21 protein-coding genes, 1 tRNA gene and 1 pseudogene are annotated in these 18,659 nt (G+C 65.2%); 12 read left to right on the top strand and 11 right to left on the bottom strand.

Annotation, left to right across the window (positions count from 1 at the left end):
- Positions 1-205: 205 nt before the first annotated feature.
- The gene (locus ACFWY5_RS03375; RefSeq protein ID WP_379630440.1) at positions 206-1,990 is read right to left on the bottom strand and encodes a bifunctional metallophosphatase/5'-nucleotidase; all 1,785 of its coding nucleotides are present in this window, start codon (positions 1,988-1,990) and stop codon (positions 206-208) included.
- Between the two features lie 108 nt (positions 1,991-2,098).
- On the opposite strand from ACFWY5_RS03375, the gene mshD reads away from it, so the two are divergent.
- Positions 2,099-3,064 carry a mycothiol synthase gene (mshD, locus tag ACFWY5_RS03370; protein WP_379626194.1) on the top strand — a complete coding sequence of 322 codons (966 nt, stop codon included), beginning with the start codon at positions 2,099-2,101 and terminating at the stop codon, positions 3,062-3,064.
- Here the strand turns inward: mshD and ACFWY5_RS03365 are convergent.
- Together ACFWY5_RS03365 and ACFWY5_RS03360 are read right to left on the bottom strand one after the other, a co-directional pair.
- Positions 2,997-4,001, bottom strand: coding sequence for an anion permease (locus ACFWY5_RS03365; protein ID WP_379626196.1), 1,005 nt, complete (start codon positions 3,999-4,001; stop codon positions 2,997-2,999). The two genes, mshD and ACFWY5_RS03365, sit on opposite strands and share 68 nt — an antisense overlap.
- On the bottom strand, positions 4,002-4,619 hold the full coding sequence (locus ACFWY5_RS03360; protein WP_184958320.1) for a DUF47 family protein: 618 nt from the start codon (positions 4,617-4,619) through the stop codon (positions 4,002-4,004).
- A gap of 198 nt (positions 4,620-4,817) precedes the next feature.
- Here ACFWY5_RS03360 and ACFWY5_RS03355 point away from each other — a divergent pair, with 198 nt between their 5' ends.
- Complete coding sequence (locus tag ACFWY5_RS03355; RefSeq protein ID WP_379630439.1) at positions 4,818-6,047, top strand: MFS transporter; 1,230 nt, start codon at positions 4,818-4,820, stop codon at positions 6,045-6,047.
- Here ACFWY5_RS03355 and dcd read toward each other — a convergent pair.
- Positions 6,019-6,594, bottom strand: coding sequence for a dCTP deaminase (dcd, locus tag ACFWY5_RS03350; RefSeq protein ID WP_379630438.1), 576 nt, complete (start codon positions 6,592-6,594; stop codon positions 6,019-6,021). The two genes, ACFWY5_RS03355 and dcd, sit on opposite strands and share 29 nt — an antisense overlap.
- 92 nt (positions 6,595-6,686) lie before the next feature.
- Between dcd and ACFWY5_RS03345 the strand changes: the two genes are divergently transcribed.
- Positions 6,687-6,760: transfer RNA gene (locus ACFWY5_RS03345), tRNA-Gly, on the top strand.
- 426 nt (positions 6,761-7,186) lie between these two features.
- Here ACFWY5_RS03345 and ACFWY5_RS03340 read toward each other — a convergent pair.
- Complete coding sequence (locus ACFWY5_RS03340) at positions 7,187-7,474, bottom strand: hypothetical protein (RefSeq protein WP_379630437.1); 288 nt, start codon at positions 7,472-7,474, stop codon at positions 7,187-7,189.
- Between the two features lie 312 nt (positions 7,475-7,786).
- On the opposite strand from ACFWY5_RS03340, the gene ACFWY5_RS03335 reads away from it, so the two are divergent.
- The 4 genes from ACFWY5_RS03335 (at position 7,787) to ACFWY5_RS03320 (ending at position 10,649) form a co-directional block, all read left to right on the top strand.
- Positions 7,787-8,641: a DUF5919 domain-containing protein gene (locus tag ACFWY5_RS03335; protein ID WP_379630436.1), complete on the top strand. Its 855-nt coding sequence runs from the start codon at positions 7,787-7,789 to the stop codon at positions 8,639-8,641.
- Positions 8,638-9,444 carry an inositol monophosphatase family protein gene (locus tag ACFWY5_RS03330; RefSeq protein ID WP_379630435.1) on the top strand — a complete coding sequence of 269 codons (807 nt, stop codon included), beginning with the start codon at positions 8,638-8,640 and terminating at the stop codon, positions 9,442-9,444. Before ACFWY5_RS03335 ends, ACFWY5_RS03330 begins: the two co-directional genes overlap by 4 nt.
- Before the next feature lie 117 nt (positions 9,445-9,561).
- The gene (locus ACFWY5_RS03325) at positions 9,562-10,173 is read left to right on the top strand and encodes a hypothetical protein (protein WP_379630434.1); all 612 of its coding nucleotides are present in this window, start codon (positions 9,562-9,564) and stop codon (positions 10,171-10,173) included.
- 242 nt (positions 10,174-10,415) lie between these two features.
- On the top strand, positions 10,416-10,649 hold the full coding sequence (locus tag ACFWY5_RS03320) for a hypothetical protein (RefSeq protein WP_379630433.1): 234 nt from the start codon (positions 10,416-10,418) through the stop codon (positions 10,647-10,649).
- A 250-nt stretch (positions 10,650-10,899) separates the two neighbouring features.
- Here the strand turns inward: ACFWY5_RS03320 and ACFWY5_RS03315 are convergent, their stop codons facing one another.
- Together ACFWY5_RS03315 and ACFWY5_RS03310 are read right to left on the bottom strand one after the other, a co-directional pair.
- Positions 10,900-11,232: a helix-turn-helix domain-containing protein gene (locus tag ACFWY5_RS03315; protein ID WP_379630432.1), complete on the bottom strand. Its 333-nt coding sequence runs from the start codon at positions 11,230-11,232 to the stop codon at positions 10,900-10,902.
- On the bottom strand, positions 11,229-11,609 hold the full coding sequence (locus tag ACFWY5_RS03310) for a type II toxin-antitoxin system RelE/ParE family toxin (protein ID WP_379630431.1): 381 nt from the start codon (positions 11,607-11,609) through the stop codon (positions 11,229-11,231). The genes ACFWY5_RS03315 and ACFWY5_RS03310 overlap by 4 nt, the downstream gene beginning before the upstream one ends.
- Positions 11,610-11,961: 352 nt before the next feature.
- Here ACFWY5_RS03310 and ACFWY5_RS03305 point away from each other — a divergent pair, with 352 nt between their 5' ends.
- The 3 genes and pseudogenes from ACFWY5_RS03305 (at position 11,962) to ACFWY5_RS03295 (ending at position 13,604) form a co-directional block, all read left to right on the top strand.
- Positions 11,962-12,294 carry a DUF6247 family protein gene (locus ACFWY5_RS03305; RefSeq protein WP_379626221.1) on the top strand — a complete coding sequence of 111 codons (333 nt, stop codon included), beginning with the start codon at positions 11,962-11,964 and terminating at the stop codon, positions 12,292-12,294.
- A gap of 530 nt (positions 12,295-12,824) precedes the next feature.
- Positions 12,825-12,950 (top strand): annotated as a pseudogene (locus tag ACFWY5_RS03300) (hypothetical protein); the annotation flags it as partial.
- 228 nt (positions 12,951-13,178) lie between these two features.
- On the top strand, positions 13,179-13,604 hold the full coding sequence (locus tag ACFWY5_RS03295) for a hypothetical protein (protein WP_379630430.1): 426 nt from the start codon (positions 13,179-13,181) through the stop codon (positions 13,602-13,604).
- Between the two features lie 237 nt (positions 13,605-13,841).
- Here ACFWY5_RS03295 and ACFWY5_RS03290 read toward each other — a convergent pair whose 3' ends face one another.
- Both ACFWY5_RS03290 and ACFWY5_RS03285 read right to left on the bottom strand, forming a co-directional pair.
- Positions 13,842-14,555 carry a type II CAAX prenyl endopeptidase Rce1 family protein gene (locus ACFWY5_RS03290; protein WP_379630429.1) on the bottom strand — a complete coding sequence of 238 codons (714 nt, stop codon included), beginning with the start codon at positions 14,553-14,555 and terminating at the stop codon, positions 13,842-13,844.
- 135 nt (positions 14,556-14,690) lie between these two features.
- Positions 14,691-15,011 carry a hypothetical protein gene (locus ACFWY5_RS03285; protein WP_379630428.1) on the bottom strand — a complete coding sequence of 107 codons (321 nt, stop codon included), beginning with the start codon at positions 15,009-15,011 and terminating at the stop codon, positions 14,691-14,693.
- Between the two features lie 651 nt (positions 15,012-15,662).
- Here ACFWY5_RS03285 and ACFWY5_RS03280 point away from each other — a divergent pair.
- Positions 15,663-16,886, top strand: coding sequence for an FAD-dependent monooxygenase (locus tag ACFWY5_RS03280; RefSeq protein ID WP_379630427.1), 1,224 nt, complete (start codon positions 15,663-15,665; stop codon positions 16,884-16,886).
- A gap of 238 nt (positions 16,887-17,124) precedes the next feature.
- Positions 17,125-17,388 carry a hypothetical protein gene (locus tag ACFWY5_RS03275; protein ID WP_379626233.1) on the top strand — a complete coding sequence of 88 codons (264 nt, stop codon included), beginning with the start codon at positions 17,125-17,127 and terminating at the stop codon, positions 17,386-17,388.
- A 152-nt stretch (positions 17,389-17,540) separates the two neighbouring features.
- On the opposite strand, the gene ACFWY5_RS03270 is transcribed toward ACFWY5_RS03275, so the two are convergent.
- Both ACFWY5_RS03270 and ACFWY5_RS03265 read right to left on the bottom strand, forming a co-directional pair.
- Positions 17,541-18,062 (bottom strand): hypothetical protein, encoded by a 522-nt coding sequence (locus ACFWY5_RS03270; protein WP_379626235.1) that lies wholly within the window; start codon positions 18,060-18,062, stop codon positions 17,541-17,543.
- A 121-nt stretch (positions 18,063-18,183) separates the two neighbouring features.
- The gene (locus ACFWY5_RS03265) at positions 18,184-18,456 is read right to left on the bottom strand and encodes a hypothetical protein (protein WP_379630426.1); all 273 of its coding nucleotides are present in this window, start codon (positions 18,454-18,456) and stop codon (positions 18,184-18,186) included.
- Positions 18,457-18,659 lie beyond the last annotated feature (203 nt).

Below are 18,659 nucleotides of genomic sequence, written 5' to 3'. Positions count from 1 at the left end.
TGAGCCCTATGCGCGTAGCGCCCACAGCGAAGCCCGAGCTTTTGGGCGGGGTGTGGGGGCCGCGCCCCCACAAAGCACAGCCTGAGCCCCAAAGCGCGAAGCGCCCCACAGCGAAGCCCGAGCTTTTGGGCCGCGCCGCCGCAAGACACAGCCGGAGCCCCTCCGAAGGGAAGACCGAGCTTGCGAAGCGACGCGGCCCCCACACCTAATTGACCGCGGTGATACGGCCCAGCGCCGGCGGGGCGATGGGCTGGTTCGCGGTGAGGTAGACGACCAGGGCGTCGATGTCGAGCGGCCCGCTCCACACGTCCGTCCCGTCCTTGAAGGCGGCGAAGGCATCGCCACCGCCCACGAGGAAGTTGTTCGCCGCCACCCTGACCTGCTGGGTGTCCGTAACAGCAGCGCCGTCGATCTTCAGGTCACTGACCTTGGAACCCCAGGCGGCGCCCCGGCTGTACGTGTAGGTCAGGTTCGCCGACGGCTGCAGGATCTTCTGGAACGGCTGGCCGTTGGGACCACCGACGAACTGCTGCTCCAGCACCGTCTTCAACTGCGCCCCCGTCAGCGTCACGACCTGCATCAGGTTGTTGAACGGCTGAACAGTGAACGCCTCCCCATATGTCACCACTCCGTCCCCTTCACCCGCCGGCGACCCGGCGAACGTGAACGGAGCCCGGATGCCGCCCGGGTTCATCAGCGCCACCTGCGCGTTGCCGCCGGTCTTGGTGGCGGCGAGCTGGGCGTCGGCGATGAGGTTGCCGAGCGGGGTCTCGCCGGTGGGGGTGGCGGTGTTGGTGATGTCCGCGGTGATCCTGCCGACGGGCTTGTTGGCGACCGGGGCGACCCGGTCCTTCCACGTCTGGACGAAGGTGGAGATCTCGGGGTCCGCGGCGATGGTGCGGGTCACGACGTGGTTGTCGGCCGTGACGGTGTTGCGGACGATGTCGCGGCTGCGGGTGTTCACCTGGAAGTCGACCTGGGTGATCACGCGCCCGAACGATCCGCCCTGCGAGTACAGGCGATCGTTGCCCGCCGGGTCCTTGACGGTGCACTTGTACGCCTGGTGCGAGTGCCCGCTCAGCACCATGTCCACTTCGGCGTCCACCTGCGTGGCGATGCGCTTGCCCGCTCCGGGTACGGCGCTGCAGGCGTCGGGCGACTGGCCGGCGTTCACCTGGTCACCTTCGTGCACCAGCACGACCTGGGCCTTGATGCCGATGAGCTTGAGGAGCTTGGAGGCGACGTTGGCGGCCTTGACCTCGTCGACGAACTTGAGGTCCTTGATGCCTTCCGCGGTGACGATGCCTGGCGTGGTCTGGGTGACGAGGCCGATGAAGCCGATCGGCACGCCGTTCTTCCACTTGATGCTGACCGGCGGCAGCGCGGGGACGCCCCAGTCCTTGAGCAACTGCTTGGCCTGCGGCGTGGAGGACAGCCCGGCCAGCGCGTCGGATCTCTCGTTCCGGTTCTTGAACAGCACGTTGGCGCCGACGTAGTCGAACTGGGCGCCCTTCCACGGGCCGGCGGGCGAGCAGCCGTCGACCGGGTGGCAGCCGCCCTTCATGATCCGGCGCAGCTCGGCGTACCCCTCGTCGAACTCGTGGTTGCCGACCGCGGAGACCTTCACCCCGATCTTCCCGAGGAACTCGACGGAGGGCTCGTCGTGGTAGGCGGCCGAGATGAGCGGCGTCGCCCCGATGAGGTCGCCCTGGGCGACACCGATGGTGTTGCGGTCGGCCAGGCGCTTCATGTGGGCGGCGACGTAGGCGGCGCCACCGGCGTCGACGGTCTGACCGTTCTCGTCGACCATGCGGCCGGAGGAGCCGGTGGGCGGCTCGAGGTGGCCGTGGAAGTCGTTCAGCGCGAGCAGGCGCACGGGGACCGTTCTGGCGGTGGTCTTACCGGCGTCCGCGGGGGTGATGGCCAGGGCTAACCCGCCGGCCGCCACGGCTCCGGCCAGCGCAAGCCGAAGGAGGGATCGAGACGTCATGGACCAAGACGTTACGTCCGCAATCCATGCAACCCATGTCGCAAAGGTAACGATTCATCGGCCAGCCCCCTGGCGTTGTTTGCCATACGGACGCCTAGAGTTCGACGCATGAGCGTGCATGTGAAGGTCGCGGAACGACTGGCTGAACAGGAAATCGCCGACGTTTTGAGTGTCGTGGAAGCGGCCACCGAGGCCGACGGCGTCCGCCCCCTGAACGAGCATGTGATGCTCCACCTGCGCTACGGCGGCGACGCCCGCGCACGCTCGCTCCTGCTCTACGACGACCAGACCTTGGCCGGCTACGCCCACGTGGACCCCACCGACGAGGTCGAGGGTCCAAGTGGTGAGCTGGTCATCCACCCGTCGTACCGCCAAAAGGGGCATGGCAAGCGCCTGCTCAGCGAGGTCCTGAACATCACCGACGGCCAGTTGCGCCTGTGGGCACACGGAGATCACCCCGGTGCGGGCGCTCTGGCCGCTTCCATGGGGTTCGAGAGGGTTCGCTCCCTGTGGCAGATGCGCCGGTCGCTGTTCGCGCCCCTGGCGTCCTTTGAGATGCCTTCAGGGGTACGGCTGCGCGCCTTCGTCCCCGGCCGCGACGAGGAGGCCTGGCTCAAGGTGAACGCGGCGGCGTTCGCCCATCACCCCGAACAGGGGGCGTGGACGCTGGAGGACGTCCTACGCCGGGAGGCGGAGTCGTGGTTCGACCCGGCCGGCTTCTTCCTGGCCTTCCGCGGCGACCGGCTCGTCGGCTTCCACTGGACCAAGGTCCACGGCTCCGACGAGCACGGCCACGAGCCGCTGGGCGAGGTGTACGTCGTGGGCGTCGACCCGTCCCAGCAGGGCACCGGCCTGGGCAAGGCGCTGACCGTCGCGGGCCTGCGTCATCTGCGCTCGCGCGGCCTCGCCCAGGTCATGCTCTATGTGGACGAGGCCAACGCGGCGGCGATCAGGCTCTACTCGGGTCTCGGGTTCAGCCGTTGGGACGTCGACGTGATGTACGCCGCTACTCCACGAGCCAGTGAAGCGCGAAGTACGACAGAGCCGCGACAAGAGCCGCGGCCGGAATCGTGAGGATCCAGGCCGTCACGATGTTGCCGGCCACCCCCCAGCGCACGGCCGACAGGCGCTTGGTGGCGCCGACGCCCATGATGGCCGAGGTGATGGTGTGGGTGGTGGAGATCGGAGCGCCGAAGCCGATGGCCGCGCCGTACAGCACGGTCGCCGCGGCGGATTCCGCCGCGAAGCCCTGCGGTGGGTCGAGCGCGATGATGCGCCGGCCCAGCGTGCGCATGATGCGCCAGCCGCCCGCGTAGGTGCCCAGCGAGATCGCTCCCGCGGCGGCCAGGATGACCCACTGCGGGATCGGGTCCGTCGGGGAGGCGTAGCCGCCGACGGTGAGCGCGAGGAAGATCACGCCCATCGTCTTCTGCGCGTCCTGCAGGCCGTGCCCGAGCGCCATGGCGGCGGCGGAGACGGTCTGCGCGTAACGGAAGCCGCGGTTGGTTTTCCCGGGCTGCGCGTTGCGGAAGATCCAATAGATTGCGATCATGATCGCGGCGGCGAGCGAGAAGCCCACCATCGGCGACAGGATCATGGGGATGACGACCTTCTCCACGACGCCGTCCCAGTGGACGACGCTGGCCGAGGCGAGCGCCGCGCCGATCAGGCCGCCGATGAGGGCGTGGCTGGAGGAGGAGGGCAGTCCGAAGTACCAGGTGACCATGTTCCAGGTGATCGCGCCGATGAGGCCGGCGCAGACGACCACCAGACCGTGGGAGCCCTGTGGTGCATCGATGATGCCTTTTCCGACGGTCTGCGCGACCTGGGTTCCCAGGTGGGCGCCGATGAAGTTCATCGCCGCCGCCATGAACAGAGCCGCCCTTGGGGTGAGGGCTCTGGTGGAGACCGAGGTGGCGATGGCGTTCGCCGCGTCGTGGAAACCGTTGGTGTAGTCGAAGATCAACGCCACGATGACCACGCCGACGACGAGGGCGAGCGTGAGGTCCACTTAGCTTTCCTTGACCGCGATCGACTCGATCGTGTTGGCCACGTGCTCGAAGGCGTCGGCGGCCTCTTCGAGACGGTCGATGACCTCCTTCATCTTCATGACCGTGAGCGCGTCGTACTCACCGCTGAAGAGCTTGGCCAGAAGGCGCCGGTACACCTGGTCGCCCTGGTTCTCCAGGCGGTTGACCTCGATCCAGTACTCGTTCAGGTTCTTCATCGAGCGCAGCCTCGGCATCGCCTCGGCGGTGAGCTCGGCTGCGCGTTCCAGGACCTCGACCTGCCGGATGACGTCCTTGGGCAGGTGGTCGATCTGGTAGAGGACGATGAGGTCGGAGGCCTCCTCCATGAAGTCCATCACGTCGTCGAGGTTCGAGGCGAGGCGGTAGATGTCCTCGCGGTCGAATGGGGTGATGAAGCTCTCATTGAGCCGATTCATGATCGCATGAGTGCGTTCGTCACCGGCGTGTTCGCAAGCGCGCATCTTCTCGGCCAGGGCTTCCCGGTCCGAGCCGTCGCTGATGATCTCCACTAGCAGCCGGGATGCCGTGACCAGGTTGTTCGCGGAGTCGGCGAACAGGTCGTAGTAGCTGTCCTCACGAGGCGTGAGACGCAGGCGCACGTCGTTCTCCAGATGTGCGGGGATGGTCCGTGGAAGAGAGTACGGGTTACCAGGCAAAATGCGAACTTCATGTCCCCTTCATCGTGTGGCTACCCTCCATCCCTTGCCGGACACCGGCCCTGCGGATAGCTTGATCACCATTTTGCCGACGTCCGCTTTGCTGGTTTTTGAGCCACTTATGGCTCATCCTGGTGACATATGCGGCCAGCCGCCGGTGTGTTGGGAGATCGAGCCTTCCGTCTGCTTTGGTGCAGCCTCACCGCATCTGTGGCGGCTGACTACATCTTTCCCATAGCCGTGGTGATCTCACTCGTCCGGGGTGGGTACGGCGCCGCCGCCATCGGCCTCGTCCTGGCCGGGCGCCTGATCGCCCTGGTGGGATTCGCCCTCATCGGCGGCGTATGGGCGGACCGGCTCCCCCGCCGCGTCGTCATGGCCTGCTCCCAGCTCGGCCTCCTCGTCATCGCGCTCGTCGTCGCGATCTGGCCGCTGGCGCCGTTCATGGGGGTCGCCGTCTTCCTCGGCGGGCTGTGCGAGGCGTTCTTCCGCCCCGCGTTGCAGGGCGTCCTGTCAACCGTTCTTCCTGAACGGCACCGCCGTACCGGAATCGCCATGACCAGCGTCTCCCTGCGCGGCGGATCGCTGCTCGGGGCGTTCACCGGATCGGCCATCGTCGTCGCGTGGGGCCCGTGGGCCGCCTTCTTGGCCGCTGCCCTCGGGTTCGGCATCAGCGCCGGGCTCATCTGGCTCATGCGCGAACCCGTTCTACCCGCCCAGCCGCGCCACCGCCTCATGGACGAGATCCGCCAAGGCATGCGCGAAGTCTGGTCCCGGCCCTGGATGGCCGCCGTGATCGCGGTGCTCGCCCTCCACCAGACGCTCATCGTCGCCCCGGCCCAGGTCCTGCTGCCGGCCACCGCGTCCAAGCTGCAGTGGAACTTCCTGCCGCTGCACGAGGCCGACGCCATCTACGGGCTGTCGCTGGCCGCGCTCTCACTCGGCGGGCTCATCGGGGCCGTCATCGCGCTCCTCGGGCCCAGGCCTCGGCCGGGGCTCACGGCCATGGTGGGGCTGCTGCCGTACGGGCTGGTGCCCTTGTCGCTCTTGACCTCGACGACGCCTTGGCCGGTGTTCACGTGTTTCCTGCTGGCCGGGGTCGGGCTGGAGGTCGCCGCCATCGAATGGGTCATCGGCATGCTGCGCGAGGTGCCGCCGGGACGGCAGGCCCGGGTGGCCTCGCTGGAATGGGTGGCGGTGCTCGGGCTGACGCCGTTCGGCCTGGTCGCGACCGGTGTGCTCGTGGACACCGTCGGGGCCAGGCCTGTCTTGCTCGTCAGCGCGCTCGCCGCGGTGCTGCCGCTGGTGGCGCTAATGATTCCCGGGCTCGTGGAGCTGCGGTCTAAATCTTGGTCCGGTGAAAATTCTTGAACGAGCGCGACGGGGTGGGGCCGCGCTGGCCCTGGTAGCGGGAGCCGTACTTCTGGGCGCCGTACGGGTGCTCGGCCGGCGAGCTCAGCCTGAACACGCACAGCTGGCCGATCTTCATGCCGGGCCAGAGCTTGATGGGGAGCGTGGCGACGTTGGAGAGCTCAAGGGTGACGTGGCCGCTGAAGCCCGGGTCGATGAAGCCGGCCGTCGAGTGCGTGAGCAGGCCGAGGCGGCCGAGCGAGCTCTTGCCTTCCAGGCGGCTGGCCAGGTTGTCGGGCAGGGTGATGACCTCGTAGGTGGAGGCCAGGACGAACTCGCCCGGGTGCAGGATGAACGGCTCGTCGCCCTCGGGTTCGACGAGACGGGTGAGGTCGGGCTGCTCGACTGCCGGATCGATGTGCGGATATTTATGGTTTTCGAAGACCCGGAAAAATCGATCAAGCCGGACATCGATGCTGGACGGCTGGATCATGTCCTCATCGAACGGCTCCAGGCTGAGCCTGCCGGAGCCGATCTCGGCGAAGATGTCGCGGTCTGAAAGCAGCACGTAGAGCAACCTACCGTGGTTGCGGGGGTGGGGCGGGGTTGCTTGGGGACGGCTGGTTTCCGCTACAGTGGGGGGCGCGGCGTTCGGCCGACGCGGGTGTAGTTCAATGGCAGAACATCAGCTTCCCAAGCTGACAGCGCGGGTTCGATTCCCGTCACCCGCTCCAAAAGGCAAGGTCTTCGCTCCCGGGGCGCTTCGCGCCAATTAGCTCAGGCTGTGTTCAGTGGGGGCGCGACCCCCACACCCCGCCCACTGCTCGGGCTTCGCTCTTGGGGGCGCTTCGCGCCTATAGGGCTCAGGCTGTTCTTCCAGTCGAGCCGCGGGCTCGACCCCTGAAGGTCCTCCTTCGGTCGGGCGCCCTTCTCGGCCCACCCGTTGCCCAGCCAAGTGGTCAGCCAGTTAAATCCCACCCTGGCTCAAAGGTGCTCCGCGCGCCCTTCTGAAGAGCTTGCGCCATGGCCAAGACAGGCGCCGACCGCAGGCACACACCCCAGGCGAGCCCAGGCAGCGCCTGCTGTACGAGCTACAGCAAGCCCCCGCGTTGAGAGACACGACGACACCGGACACCCGATGTCAGTGCCGCCGCGTCCGCCTATCGAGCCTCGCCGCGCAGCAGTGCGGCACACAGCTTGTCGGCCTCGTTGAACGTCCAGCGGAGCGTCTCGTGGATCACAGGCTTGGCCTTCTTGCGGCTGGTTCGGCGAATGTGCGCCTGGCCTCCCGCGTGGCGCAGCTCGTACACCGTGGAACGGCAGTCGCAGGTCCAAGCGACCACCCGAACACGATCTTCCCTGTTGACCGCCCCGCGCCAGCTGATCTGGGTGTAGCGCACCTGTGCGGGAGCGACATGAGGGCTGAAGCACTCCGACAAGACGATCACGATGCACGCACCGATCCTGTACCCGAGCACGGCAGGCAGGTCGCTCGCTGGCGTCCGCCGCGACCGGCATGGGCGGTGCCCTCCGCCACCAGGGCGCGACGCAGGCTCAGATACTTCCACCCTCGTCCCGAACACGATCCACATGGCGCAGCCATAGAGCGAGGACTTCCCGATCACCTGTCACGTCTCGACCGCGCGCACGTCCCGCTTGTGATCACCGCGTCTCTGTTCGTCTCGTCTTTGTCTCCTCTTCGCTCCTCCCAGTCGTTTGCCTGATCAGACAAGGGAGCCCCAGCCCCGAGGCGTGGATTCATGACTGACCGGCAGATCCTGTTGAAGACACTCCTGAAGCAGCGCCATTGGCAGACGTACAGCACATTCTGTAAGGAGTACGACAAGGCTGCGAAGAAGGTCGATCCGTCGTTGCAGGGCGGCTACCCCAGCCGTGCGCAGCTGCACAGATGGTTGACCGGCGAACTCAAGGGCCTGCCGTACTCGGACCACTGCCGTGTCCTGGAGGCCATGTTCCCTGGCCAGAGAGCCGACGAGTTGTTCTCCGCCAACGGTGCCACCGCTCCCGCTCCGCGGGCCGAGCCTCAACCGCCGGCCGAACCCACGCCCACACCGCAGCTCGAGGACGTGACCGCCGTGTTCAGCAGTCGTTCGGCGTTCTCGTCCGCCTATCCGGCGTCAGAGTGGTTCGGCCAGGCAAAGGAGATCTGCGCGGCCGGGCTCTCACTCAATGTGCTGTGCCAGAGCTATCCCGATCACCAGCTCAAGCGTCTACTGGAGTCGGGCACCCGGATTCGCTGTCTCTTCCTTGATCCCAAGGGCTCAGCCATCCGCGCCCGCGAGGACGAAGAGCGCTACACGGACGGCACGCTCACGACGCTGACCGCGCTCAACATCACGATGCTGACCCGGCTACGAGACCGGCTCACGCCCGAGGCGGCTGAGCGCCTTGAGCTTCGCGTCTACGACGAGACGATCCGGTTCAACATTCTTCTCATCGACCGGGCAACTTGCGTCGTACAGCCCTACCTCCCGCAGGCGCGCGGCGTCGACTCCCCTACGTTTGTGATCACCGACAACACCGCCGCAGAGGGATTGTTCCCCGTCTTCGACCAGGTGTTCAACGAGATGTGGGAGCGGAGCAGACCTGCATGACCATAGACACCCGAACGCTTCTCCCGATCGCCGAACAAGCCGTCACCATCGCCAGCGACATCATCCGCACCAAGCTGCCCGGCATCATCACCGCCAAGGGCGACCGCGACATGGCCACCGAAGTGGACTACGCCGTCGAACAAGCCGTCCGCGAGTTCCTCGCCGCCGAGACGCCCGAGATCGGGTTCCTGGGCGAGGAGGAAGGCGTTGCCCATCTCGGAACCGGTCTCATGTGGACACTCGACCCAGTCGACGGCACCGCCAACTTCATGCACCGTCTCCCCCTGTGCGGAGTTTCTCTGGGCCTTGTCGACAAAGATGTCCCGACGCTTGGCGTAATCGAGATGCCATTCCTCGACGCGCGGTACAGCGCAGCCATCGATGGTGGAGCCAAGCTCAACGGCGAACACATCCGCGTCAGTGACACCAGCGACCTCGACGCAGCAATCGTCGCTCTCGGCGACTACGCGGTGGGCAGCGATGCTGAGGCACGGAACAGACCCCGCCTCGCGCTCACTCACGAACTTGCCGCCCGAGTCCAACGGGTTCGCATGTTCGGCTCAGCCGCCATCGATCTGGCTTGGGTAGCAGACGGCAAGATCGACGCCAACATCATGCTCAGCAACAACCCTTGGGACACAGCCGCCGGCGTCCTCATCGCCAGAGAAGCCGGAGCTGTAGTTGTCGACACCGACGGCAGCCCTCACACCATGAACGCCCGAGCCACCATCGCGGCCAGCCCCAAGCTCATCGCAGACCTCGTCGAGCTGATCGCCGAAGCACAGAAGGCAGCCAAGGCATAGCACTGCCGAATCGTTCTTACAGGTATCAAGGGCGGCGCTCCGCGCGGCCCTGCGCTCGGGCCGTCACAGTCAGAAAATCCTATCGCCAATCAGAGAGCAACGGCGCATAATACGGGAGTGATCGCCGCCAAGGATCCGACAAGTCTGGTGGTGCCAGATGCCTTGTTTCTGGCAATAGGCAGAGTCTCAATCGCTAGCGCTGAGCTGGAAACTGAGCTCCGATCCTTCCTTGAAGAGCTGTTTGGCTGGTGTCACCCCTCTGTCCTCCTTCTTGAGGGGCAGAATTTCGAATGGCTGACGGGACATATTCGCCTTCTCTTGAACTGGCACGCCAATGACCCCGAGGCAGGCCGTTTCGGCTATTCTCCAATCAGAGAGCATATTCTTGCTGCCCTGGACCTTATGGGGCCCCTACGCGAACAGAGAAACCTAGTTGTGCATGGCGTATGGCGGACGAGGGAGTACTGCGAACTGAAGCCTGGCCGCGGTGAGCCGCCTGACGGTTGTATCGGCCGCCCCTTTGGTGGGAATGATGATGACGAAACCTTCCATCTCGTACGGAGTCGGCAGCGCCCCAAAGCATTTCCTCCCAATCAGCACTGGGCAATTACGGATGTCTTCAATCTAGCTAGCCAGCTGGCAATTGCTCACGCCTGCTTCCGCTCTGCTTGGCGCCGTCCCAAGGAGAGCGACAATGCCTCCGGCGGGGGCGCTCCGACTACGGGATGATCGCTGCGCAGAAATCAGGCTCGTAGGTGGCTGAGGCGGGGGGCCTGATCATCCCGTCTGCTGTAGATCCGGGACAAGCCGAGCAGATCAGGGCCACGGGCACCAGATCGTTCGTCCAACTGGGCGCTCCATCTGGTGCCCGTGGCCCTGGCCCGCTTCCCCTTCGGGCGGGACGACGGCAGACGGGATGATCAGGCGGAGCAGATGTGCGCAGGTGCGCTTTCACCCTCAGAATGCTCACCGTGAAAATCATTCGAGCGACAGCTGACGTGATCACTGCGGACCTTGGGCCAGACAATGCTCTCGCTATCAACAACGCCCTCAACGAGATCTGCAACGGCGTAAACCTCAACGACTGGGACTTCCAGACGCGCATGGGGGTTGACCGGGAACAAGCCCGAGCAGTGCTACGAGCCATCAGCGATGCGATCAGCTCGATGAAGCAGCAGCGCTTGACTGAGGGCAAGAAGTGGTAGGAGGACCCCAAGTCGCCAGCTGATCGTCGTGCAATTAGCGTGCAATTAGACGGGGTGACGAGGGGTCAACCACGGTCACTCAGGACCGGCTTCCCGCCCAGCTCAGAGCCCTGACAAGCCCGGATCATTGCTGTTCCCAAGCTGACAGCGCGGGTTCGATTCCCGTCACCCGCTCCAACTGGTGAGGCCCAGGTCAGGGCTGACATGATCAAGGCTCTGAGCTATTCGACTGCGAGTTGGCGCGCCTTTCTCAGGCGACTTTCCAGGTTCGGTCGCCAAGCGTAGCTACGAGATCCAAGTGACCCCCGAGGGCAGCGATGTACTCTCGTACGACGTCGATGCCGGACACCTCGCCATGTTCGATCTTGGATATGCGAGCTTGGCTGACTCCCAAGGTGTGGGCGAGTTCAGCCTGGGTGACACCGGCGGCTTGACGGATCTCGGCGAGTTGGAATCCGCGGACGTACGCTTCGCGGCGTTCACGCGCGACGGCTTCTCCAGCAGCGCGTTCCGTCTCGTCTCGCGGGTCGAGCGCTGCCGCCTTGGCCTTGACATCTGACCACTTGCTGGCCCGAGTGCTCATCGCTCCTCCTGCTCTTCTTCTTTGAGCGTGATCAGGTGTTGGGCAAATCGTTCATCAGCCAGTGGTATCGCTTCCCGATACCAGCGGTTCCAGTTGCCGGCTTTATCGCCGGCTACCAGAAAGATCGCTTCCCTTGCTGGATCGAAGCAGAACAGCATTCGGATCTCACTCGTCCCTGATGAGGGCGGACGTAGCTCCTTCATGTTGTGGTATCGGCTGCCCTGTACCCGATCCACCAGAGGACGGCGTGCCGTCGGGCCTTCTTCCGCGAGCTGATCGATCGCGTCCTTGATCAGGTCTCCAGTCTCCGGATCGGCTGCGCATATGGTCAGGTACCACGCCTCGACCTCCGGATGAAGACTGACCTCCCAGCTCATGCAACGATTATAACCATCTAGTCATATTCTCCGTGTCCGCATTCTCGCTCCTCCGTCGCGGCGGGTCAACGATGGACCGGATGATCAAGCGGTCGGCGTGTGCGCCTCGGACGGGAGGCACCAGGTCGTGGGCTGATCGGCGTGCCATTAGCATGCCATTAAGGGCGGTAACGAGGGGTCAACCACGGTCACTCACGACCGGCCTCAGACCAGGTCAACGCCTCTACAAGGCAAGATCCCTGCAATTCCCAAGCTGACAGCGCGGGTTCGATTCCCGTCACCCGCTCCACCCATGTTCATGAGCGATGTCACCCTCACTCTGTACCCTCTATAACAGGGAGAGGAGCAAGCCATGACAGCCCAACCGCAGGACTTCACCCCCGCAGGCGCGTCCATGCCGGACAAGAATCTCCGCTCCATACGCGCCGCGCTTGTGGTCCCACAAGATCGGGAGGCGTTCGACGCTGGGCTCAAGGCCGTACTCGACGAAGTCAGGGTCAGCCTCGACCTCGGAGCGCTGAGCGCGTTCGTGCACCGCTGGTGGATCTCCGCCTGCGACTCGGTGAAGGATCCCGAAGGGCGGCGGCAGATGCACATCCGGGCTGAGCAAGTCATGGCCGGCGAAGCGGTACAGCAAGGAAAGCCATGGCGTGAGATCTTGTCCGCGCGCGGAATCGACGTGTAAGTGTACAAGCTCGCCATCGATCCGATAGCCGAAGATCAGATCGCTGCTCTCCCCGATGAAGGCCCTTCGACCGCTCGCGGAGTTGTTCACCCTCCTGGAAACCGCTCCGTGGAGCGGCGAGCCGTACAACTCCGCCAACCCCAAAGCGAACATGCTCACCCACGCCTTCGGTGAACGCGGTCTGGCAACCTACATCGTCCTGGAACGACAGCGCGAGACCTACCTAGTGCCCTTTTTGAGGCCCCACCCGTTGCCCAGCCAAGTGGTCAGCCAGTTGGATCCCACCGCTTCGCTCCGCACGTTCCTCTAAGAGCTAACGCCATCAGCTAAGCCACGGCCGAAAGGCGGGTGCGAACACGGCCTCCAGGGCAAGCCCCAGGCAGCACCTGTCAGCCAGATCGACACCAATCTCCTGACTCCCGAAGGCATGGGCTGATCAGCACCCGCTCGGCAACAGATCGATCATCAGGGATGAATGATCGACAGGCCCAGAACCGTCAAAAGGATCAGCGTGACCGCTCAGCCTCTTCGAGGCCAAGGGCGAACTGGCCGGCCTGAGCCGGAAGCTCGAGGCAGGGCTCGGCGATCGCCTGAGGGGGCTGAGTGGCTTCCCACGTACCCAGGACCTCGATTCAGGGCTGCAATCGCGATCGTGAAGCACCTGTTGGGCGGCCCAACGCCATCCGGCGCGGCGCACCCGCCGTAGAGCGTCTCGCAAGTGGCAGGGATCGGACCTCGCAGAGCCGAGCCTGCTCCTCCCATTGAGCGATAGTCACTTAAGCTATCAAGTTATGATCTACGAACATGCCGGCTTCTTGATAGGTCGAGTTCCTAGATGGAACGGGGTGGCTCGAAGCATAGGGCCGCGACCTTAGAGTGCCGTCGTGCGGATCTTATGGGCGACTCTGACCGCGATCGTACTGGTGCCGCTAGCCGGCGGCTTCTATCTGATCATGAGCCCGGTTTGGCGTGACAATGCTCGGCTCAACGACCTGCGAGAACGGGTTCTCGCTCACCCTCTCCCGCCCAATACAAGCGGCATCTATCCGAAAGATCCCGAAGCGACCTTCGGAAAGAACCTGACTGGCGGGAGCGGAGACTACTGCGATTACCGCGTACGCCTGACGCTTCAGACCGCACTCTCCGAAGAGGAGATCCGCACGTACTTCCGCGAAGCGAAGATCCCTGGAGCAGTGCACCAGGCACAGATCTCCCTGTTCTTCGAGGAGGAGGGCGACGCCGGCGGACGCCGGGTCATCGTCGAGGTGTACGACAGCCACGACAGCGATTGGGATTGGCGCTGCATCTGACCTACCCGACCGGGTAGGCGTCCTCCAGCTCGTGACGATCAGCAGGGAGCAAGATCTCGACCACCACAAGCGGGGCGCCGGAGGCTGAGGTGCCCAGCAGATTCCGGACAGTCGGCTCCATAAGCTGACAGAAGCCTGGAAGAGGTAGGTACTTGACGAGGCGTCGTAGGCAGTTCTCGCCGGAGTTCAAGGAAGAGGCCAGGGCTATGGGGCGAAGGCTCAAGCAAGGGGATCAACCTAACCTTCGATAGGCCCGCGGACGAGCCGGGCCCGGCTTGGGCGCATCAGCCATACGGCGGCGGCGAGCGTGAGTACCCAGCCGATCACTTCGATGAGCAGGTGATCCGTTGCGGTGGGGACGGATTGCAGCAGGAACACCCGGACGCTGTTGATCGCTCCGTGCGTCAGGACCGCGGGCCAGACACTTCCCGACTGCCAGCGAAGTGCGAGCAACAGCGGCGCCCACGGCAGCATGCCCGCGTAGTAGATGACGAGGTCCCAGAATGGGCGATCACCGATGACGGCCAAGACCGGCAGGTGCCAGACGATCCAGACCAGGCCGCTGACAAGGGCCAGCCGCCAGAATCCCCAGGACGCGGCGCGCGTCGCCAGCCAGCCGCGCCAGCCGAACTCTTCGCCGATGGCGAAGACCGACTGCATGAGGAAGACCGGAACGATCCATATGGACGCCACGAGGATCTGGTCAAGCGGGTTGAGCGGCCAGATTCCCAAGGCCAGTGCGATGGCGGTTTGGATCGCGGCGATCGCGGCGATGAGGCCGATCCCGATGCCGGCCCACTTGGGTGTGCCGCGCCACCTGGTGGCGAACGTCTCCCGGAACGTTCCTGGTCGTCGGGCGAGCCACATGATGATCGCTGCGAGCAGCGGGGTCAGTTGCAGGATCGGAGTGATCAGGTTGTTGAGGTCCGTCGAGACGAGCCGGAAGACCATCGGAATGGACAGCGCGAAACACAGCAGGACGGCGATCGCGAAGAACCACGTGACGTCTGTAGTGGTTGATCTGGCGGAGCTGGAGCGCGTGGGGGACGTAGTCATGATGACCTCGTTTCGTGCGGGCGCGAGGATCTAGCTCGATGAACGTGCGGTGATCTTGGTGTGGCGCGGATCGGCCATCTTGAACTCGCGCAGCATGATCACCGTTGCTGTCATCGACTCGCTCAAGGACGCGATGCGGTACGGCGTCCGGGGCGTCACCGCGTTGTCGTCCTCGTCTCGGCCGTGGACGATCGTCTCGACCGACCACCCGTCGATCACGGCCGCGGGTACGCCCGGCGTACCGTAATCGGAGCGGTGGTCGTCGGTCAGCTCCTGGTCACCGGCATAGGCCGGGGCCGTCCAGCCGACGAGCATGACGACGCTGAGAAGTATGAGACGTGGGAAACGCACAATCTCGAAGCTAGGCCGGGCGGCATCGGTCCGTCCTCACCCGAAGGGGTGAACCGGGTACCGCCCGCCAGGATGGACTTCGTGGCGAGCGACGAGCTCATTCGCGTAGGCGTGGATCACCGGGTGCATGTGGTCGCGCAGGTACGGCCGTTCAGGGCGGTCGCCCTCCGCATCGGCACCTGCCGTACGAGATCGAGGATCGTCGCGGCCACCCACCGGGGCCGGCGCCGATGTCCCGGAGGTGACGTCGCGCACGGTCGCGGCGGGCATGACGTTACGTGCGCACGGTTGAGGCCGTGATTGGTGCCTTTCACGTGTACGTGCGGAGCTCGATTTCTCCAGGTCGGTGTCCGAGAGTTCGCGGACCCCTGCGTTCCATCTCCCGTAAATCTCATCGCTTCTGGTCATTTCCGCACGCTACAGAGCACGGAGATCTGGCTGTACGCCGTCGCCGTCCGTGGGGCGCGAGAACGTACCGCACCGGGAGATGACGCTGGAGGCTACCTGAGACCGCCGCGAAGGCTGATCGTTGCGGCACGCAGATGCCGAGTTCAGGACGCGATTTCGGGTCGTGCCGATGAGTTTTGTGCGGACCCGCGGTCTATACGGCTGGAAACGCCTCAGCGTGGGAGGAAGCATATGGAGGCAACGATGAGCGTCGGTCCCAGGGTGTTGGTGGCGGGGGCGAGCATCGCGGGGCCCGCGCTGGCCCACTGGCTGCGCCGGTGGGGGGCCGACGTGACCGTGGTGGAGTGGGCTCCCGAGCTGCGTCCCGGCGGACAGGCGGTGGACGCGCGCGGGGTCGCCAGGGAGGTCATCGGGCGCATGGGGCTGGACGCGGCGGTACGCGCGGCGTGCACCGACACCGCCGGCGCGCACACGGTGGACGCGGACGGGCAGGTGCTGGAGACCTTCCGTGTCGACGACGACGGCGGCGACGGGTTCATCGCGGACATCGAGATCCTGCGCGGGGACCTGTCCCAGGTGCTCTATGACGACACCCGCGACGGCGTCGAGTACGTCTTCGGCGACCGAATCGCGGAGCTCACCCAGGACGCGGACGGGGTCGACGTGGTCTTCGCGGGCGGGAGCCGGCGGCGCTTCGACCTGGTGGTCGGGGCCGACGGGTTGCACTCGGCGCTGCGCGCGATGGTCTTCGGGCCGCATGAGCGGTTCCTTCGCCATCTCGGGCATGTGCTGGCTTTTTACAGTGTGCCCAACGAGTTCGGGCTGGACCGCTGGCTGCTTGAGTACCAGGATCAGGAGTCCGGGCGCTCCGCCCTCCTGCGGCCCATTCAGGACGCCAGCCGGGCGATGGCCATGTTCTACTTCTCCTCGGCCGGCTTCGACGTCGACTACCGTGACATCGCGGCCCAGAAGGTCCTGCTGCGTGAGCGGATGGCGGGCCTGGGCTGGTTGGCTCCGGGCATCCTCGCGCACCTGGACGACACCCCGGACTTCTACCTCGACCAGGTCGCCCAGGTGGTGATGGACCGCTGGTCGAGTGGCCGGGTGGGGCTGCTCGGGGACGCGGCGTTCAGCTCCTCGCCGATGTCGGGGCAGGGCACCGGGCTGGCGCTGGTCGGCGCGTACGTGCTGGCCGGGGAGCTGGCCGCCGCCGGATGGGATCCTGACGCGGGGTTCGCCGCCTACGAGGCGCGGATGCGCTCGTTCGTCGAGGCCAACCAGGAGATCGGCCGCCTGAACGCCCGCAGCCGCGACGTCCCCGGGCCGGACGCCGAGCCGCGCCCCGATTTCGCCGGCGAATGGTTCGCCGAGCTGGTCGGGCGCGCGATCAACGGCGTCGAGCTGCCCGACTACACGGGGGTGCCGGACCCTGCCGGATCGCCACCCGCCTCGTCGGCCAAGCGGTAGACACGGCCGGACAATCTCCGCTCAAGCCGCGTAGTGCGCATTGGAGCGTCAGGTGCCGCCCGTGCGGACCTTCGGCTGGTCCAAGGGCGGGACGAGTTTCGCGGTACGGCGTGCGCCGGCCTCGGCATGCCCCCGATGCGATCCACGATTTCAAGGCCGCCGACACATCCTGCGGATGCCCGATTTCGAATAGAGCTGGCCGGGGTTCTCCGGTGTCCCGACCAACGCAGGAGCAGAAATGCAAGCTGACATCTCCCGCCCTACCCGCCGCTGGGTCCGGCTGCTGGCATCCCTGGCCGTAGCGACCGCCAGCCTCACCGTCGCTGGTGCCGTCAGTACAGCGACACCCGCGAGCGCCTGCTGCTTCGAGGGCCGGCATCCCGATGAAGATGGGTTCGTGGTCGTCGAACGCCCCGGTTTCGGCAACTACGACTATGTCTACAACAGCGGGCGGGTCCGGGAGTATCGCAACTTCACGTTCTTCCGCGAGTATCGCCGCTGACGACGAGCGTCCGTTCCCGCCGGCAGTCTGTCAGCGGGGGCGGGTGCCATACCGCGGTGGACGGCGACTGCCCGGCCTCACCGTGATCGTCGTGCGATTAGTCGATCACGGTCACGCAGGAACGGATCATTGTTGTTTCCAATCTGACAGCATCAGGCTTCGGGCTTCAGGAAGTACTGGACGGCGGCGTCCGTGGTTTTCAGCACTGCCGGGTCATAATGTGGCGCGGGCCATATCTGAAGGTAGTGGTCATCTACCGCGCAGCGCTCTTCATCCCTTCCTCGGAGGTGGTATCGCAAGCGGTATGTACCGGGACCAGAAAGCAACGGGGCAAGGTTGTGCGCCTTTTCATCGTTCCAGTCCATGAGCCATCCCACCAGGAAAAGCTTGCCGGACGGGGACTCAAAACTGATCTCTACGATGTCCTCATAGCCGTCAAGGTCAGCGCCTGGATCCCGGTCGGCGGCAGTCACCGTGAAGGGAATATCCCCCCACTGCGTGGCGATGTTCAGGCTCGCGAGACCTCTCTCCTCTAATTTGATGAGCCCCGCGGTGTGGGTCCGTGAGTCGGCCGACTTATAGTCCCCGCGATCCATGAGATAGACCTGACCACAGTCCTCGACCTCCACGACCATCCGCCTCGTGCGCACGACAGGAGATTCGTCTCTGCTCATGGACGGGGAGCATAGAGTTCTTCCACGACAGTTTCGGCTGCCGGGCGGCACAGAGCGGCTTCCGTGCCAGATACGTGTCAGAGTCATGGTCCGAAGGGTTGCGCCGGTACGCCGGGCGTCCTCACTGAGGGCCGGAGCGGACGCGCCGACTCACCAGGACGATCAGCGCTGTCTGGATAACAAGCATCGCCAGCGCGATCAGTCCCGACACGGCGGACATCTGTTCCTCCGAAAGCCCACCACCACATTCCGTAATGTTGCCGCCGTCGTATGACAACACGCAGTTGCGCCCCAGGATCGCAACAACGGCAAACCAGTTGGCCAGGAGAAGAGGGACCGCGCCCAGCAAAAGGGCCGGCGTGAGGGATTTCGACCTGCCAGCCGCTGGGTTCATCGTCGCCACCGCAGATCGGAGACGCCCACGCCACTCACATCGGGGTTCACATCGAACACCCAAGCACGAGCGAGCCATCGCGTGCCAGGGAGCCAGCTCTTACCTGCGCCCTGGTTTCGCAGCGCGGCAAGGCGAAGTCTGGAGCTCATATCCGCTGGGCACGGGACTGGATAGGCGCCCTGGTGCGGCTCAGGCCGACCATG

This window comes from Nonomuraea sp. NPDC059007 (assembly GCF_042740555.1).
Taxonomy (GTDB): Bacteria; Actinomycetota; Actinomycetes; order Streptosporangiales; family Streptosporangiaceae; genus Nonomuraea.
The sequence above is the reverse complement of the archived record's forward strand: the minus strand, read 5'-3'. Positions and strand labels throughout refer to the sequence as shown.

Coding starts and splice junctions, on each gene's coding strand:
- ACFWY5_RS03375 (WP_379630440.1), bottom strand. CDS start 1,990: ATGACGTCTCGATCCCTCCTTCGGCTTGCGCTGGCCGGAGCCGTGGCG.
- mshD (WP_379626194.1), top strand. CDS start 2,099: ATGAGCGTGCATGTGAAGGTCGCGGAACGACTGGCTGAACAGGAAATC.
- ACFWY5_RS03355 (WP_379630439.1), top strand. CDS start 4,818: ATGCGGCCAGCCGCCGGTGTGTTGGGAGATCGAGCCTTCCGTCTGCTT.
- ACFWY5_RS03335 (WP_379630436.1), top strand. CDS start 7,787: ATGACTGACCGGCAGATCCTGTTGAAGACACTCCTGAAGCAGCGCCAT.
- ACFWY5_RS03330 (WP_379630435.1), top strand. CDS start 8,638: ATGACCATAGACACCCGAACGCTTCTCCCGATCGCCGAACAAGCCGTC.
- ACFWY5_RS03315 (WP_379630432.1), bottom strand. CDS start 11,232: ATGAGCACTCGGGCCAGCAAGTGGTCAGATGTCAAGGCCAAGGCGGCA.
- ACFWY5_RS03310 (WP_379630431.1), bottom strand. CDS start 11,609: ATGAGCTGGGAGGTCAGTCTTCATCCGGAGGTCGAGGCGTGGTACCTG.
- ACFWY5_RS03305 (WP_379626221.1), top strand. CDS start 11,962: ATGACAGCCCAACCGCAGGACTTCACCCCCGCAGGCGCGTCCATGCCG.
- ACFWY5_RS03290 (WP_379630429.1), bottom strand. CDS start 14,555: ATGGTCTTCCGGCTCGTCTCGACGGACCTCAACAACCTGATCACTCCG.
- ACFWY5_RS03280 (WP_379630427.1), top strand. CDS start 15,663: ATGAGCGTCGGTCCCAGGGTGTTGGTGGCGGGGGCGAGCATCGCGGGG.
- ACFWY5_RS03275 (WP_379626233.1), top strand. CDS start 17,125: ATGCAAGCTGACATCTCCCGCCCTACCCGCCGCTGGGTCCGGCTGCTG.
- ACFWY5_RS03270 (WP_379626235.1), bottom strand. CDS start 18,062: ATGAGCAGAGACGAATCTCCTGTCGTGCGCACGAGGCGGATGGTCGTG.
- ACFWY5_RS03265 (WP_379630426.1), bottom strand. CDS start 18,456: ATGAACCCAGCGGCTGGCAGGTCGAAATCCCTCACGCCGGCCCTTTTG.